This window comes from Cobetia sp. (assembly GCF_983723665.1).
This window is the reverse complement of the sequence record NZ_CFDJES010000108.1, coordinates 1-2,719: the sequence shown is the minus strand read 5'-3', so window position 1 is coordinate 2,719 and position 2,719 is coordinate 1. Positions and strand designations below refer to the sequence as shown.

Below are 2,719 nucleotides of genomic sequence, written 5' to 3'. Positions count from 1 at the left end.
TCGCCATCGGCGTAGCAGTTGACCCACACCAGACCCGCCTTGAGACGCCGCGAGACACGATGGGCACGCGCCAGATCGCGGGTCCACAGACCAGCGCCCAGCCCGTAGATGGAATCATTGGCCAGTTCGATGGCTTCTTCCTCGCCGCTGAAGCGGGTCACGCCGAGCACCGGGCCGAAGATTTCCTCGCGCATCACGGTGCTGTTCTGGCCGCCTTCCACGATGGTCGGCTCCAGATACCAGCCGCCGGCGGTGGCGTCGCTGGGCGCGATCGCCTGACCGCCCTGGTGCAGCGTCATGCCTTCCGAGAGCGCCGTCTCGACGAAGCCGAGCACCTTCTCGTGGTGGTCCGCGCTGACCAGTGCGCCCATGCGCGTGGCCGGGTCGAGCGGATCACCGGCCGGCATGGTACGGGCGCAGGCGATCAGACGCGGCATGAAGTCATCGAAGATGGCCTCATCGACATACAGGCGCGAACCGGCGATGCAGACTTCGCCCTGATTGATGAAGATGGCATCGGCGGCGGCGCGAGCGGCCTGGTCCAGGTCCGGGCAATCGGCGAACACGATATGCGGCGACTTGCCGCCACACTCCAGCCACACACGCTTGAGGTTGGAGTCGCTGGCATAGCGCATGAAGCGCTTGCCGGTCGCGGTGGAACCGGTGAAGGCCAGCGCATCGACTTCCATGTGCAGGCCGAGCGCCTGACCCGCCACCGCGCCCAGGCCCGGCGTGACGTTGAACACGCCCGCCGGGATGCCGGCTTCATCGGCCAGTGCTGCCAGACGCAGCGCACTCAGGCTTGAGGCTTCGGCCGGCTTGAGCACCACGCTGTTGCCCAGCGCCAGCGCCGGCGCGAACTTCCAGGAAGCGATCATCAGCGGGAAGTTCCACGGCACCACCGCCGCGACCACGCCCAGCGCTTCACGGGTGATGGTGGCGTGCACGTTCTCGCCGGTGGGCGCGATCTCGTCGTAATGCTTGTCGATGGCCTCGGCATACCAGGCCACCGAGCGCGCGGTTTCCGCCAGATCAAAGCCCAGGCTGTCGCCGATCGGCTTGCCCATTTCCAGCGTCTGCAGCAGCGCCAGTTCTTCGGCATTGTCGCTGATCAACTGGGCAAAGCGCTGCAGCACGGCCTTGCGGGCCTGGGGCGACTGACGCGACCAGACACCGGATTTGAAGGCGCGACGCGCGGCCATCACGGCGCGATCGATGTCCTGTTCGGTGCAGGCGGTGATATGCGCCAGTACTTCGCCGGTGGCCGGATTGTAGGCCGGGAAGGTGTCGCAGCCAGTGCTTTCGGTATAGGCGCCATCAATGAAGGCACGCGTCTCGAAGGTCAGCGCGGCGGCGCGTTGCTGCCAGTCGGCATGCGTCAGCGGGGCGGATGTGGCAGTGCTCATTGGGCGTTCTCCGCGGTGTTGTGGGTCGCATTGGCGTCGTCAGTGTTGGTGCTGACGATGCCGGCACGCTTGAGCATCGCCAGCAGCAGGACGTTGGCGCCATCCTCGAGATCGGACGGTTCGGCGTTCTCGCTCTCGTTGTGGCTGATGCCGTCTTCGCAGGGCACGAAGATCATCGCCACCGGATTGATGCCGGCGATCTGCACGGCGTCGTGACCGGCGCCGGTTTCCATGTCGCGGTAGCTGAGTTCCAGCTCTTGACTTGCGCTGCGCACCATCTCGATCAGTTCCGGCGCGAAGGGCGTCGGCGGAATGTGCTGGACCTCGATCAGCTCGATGTCTACGCGTTGCTTGTCGCTCTGGTTGGCGGCGTGATGCTTGAGGCACAGCGCCTTGAGCTGGTCGTGCATCTCGGCGAGCACTGCTGGTTCCAGGTGACGCAGGTCGACGCTGAAGCGCACCTGGCCCGGAATCACGTTGCGCGAGTTGGGATGCACATTGAATTCGCCGCAGGTGACGCGACCGTTGGGCTGGTAGGCATCGGCCAGCGTCAGGATGTCGCTGACCAGCGCGCAGGCGGTCTTGAGCGCATCGCGGCGGTAGGGCATCGGCGTCGGGCCGGCGTGGGCTTCCTGACCGCTGACCACCACGTCGAACCAGTGCAGACCCAGCGAGCCGGTGACGGCACCGATGGTGATCTCTTCCTGCTCCAGCACCGGGCCCTGCTCGATATGCGCCTCGAAATAGGCGCCGAAATCATGGCTGCCCACCGGCACGTCGCCGGCATAGCCGGTGCGCGCCAGTGACGCGGCAACGCTGTCGCCGTCACGGTCGGTGGCGGCCAGGGCCTTCTCGAGCGGGATCAAGCCCGCATGCACGCCGGACCCCATCATCACCGGCACGAAGCGGCTGCCTTCCTCGTTGGTCCAGATCACCACTTCCAGCGGGGCTTCGGTCTCGATGCCGCGCTCATCCAGCACGCGCATGACTTCCAGGCCGGCCAGCACGCCGTAGCAACCGTCGAACTTGCCGCCGGTGGGCTGGGTGTCGATGTGGCTGCCGGTGGCGACCGGCGGCAGGCTGTCATTGCGCCCCGGGCGACGGGCGAAGATGTTGCCGATCTCGTCGACGCGCAGTGTCAGGCCAGCGGCCTCGAGCCAGCCGGTGACCAGCTCGCGGCCGGCGCGGTCTTCTTCGGTCAGGGCCAGACGGCAGTTGCCGCCCTTGGGCGTCGCGCCGATCTCGGCCAATGTCATCAGCGCGTCCCACAGGCGCTTGCCATCGACGCGCAGGGCGAGGCTATCCAGAATCTG

The 2,719-nt window shown here is 66.6% G+C and carries 2 protein-coding genes; both read right to left on the bottom strand.

What is annotated here, in order from left to right; all coding sequences use genetic code 11:
• Positions 1-1,406, bottom strand: a 1,406-nt coding sequence (locus AC4FAH_RS10915) for an aldehyde dehydrogenase family protein (RefSeq protein ID WP_490246025.1), incomplete at its 3' end; no start/stop codon positions are given.
• Positions 1,403-2,716 carry a Zn-dependent hydrolase gene (locus AC4FAH_RS10910; protein ID WP_463080214.1) on the bottom strand — a complete coding sequence of 438 codons (1,314 nt, stop codon included), beginning with the start codon at positions 2,714-2,716 and terminating at the stop codon, positions 1,403-1,405. The genes AC4FAH_RS10915 and AC4FAH_RS10910, both read right to left, overlap by 4 nt.
• Positions 2,717-2,719: the final 3 nt, after the last annotated feature.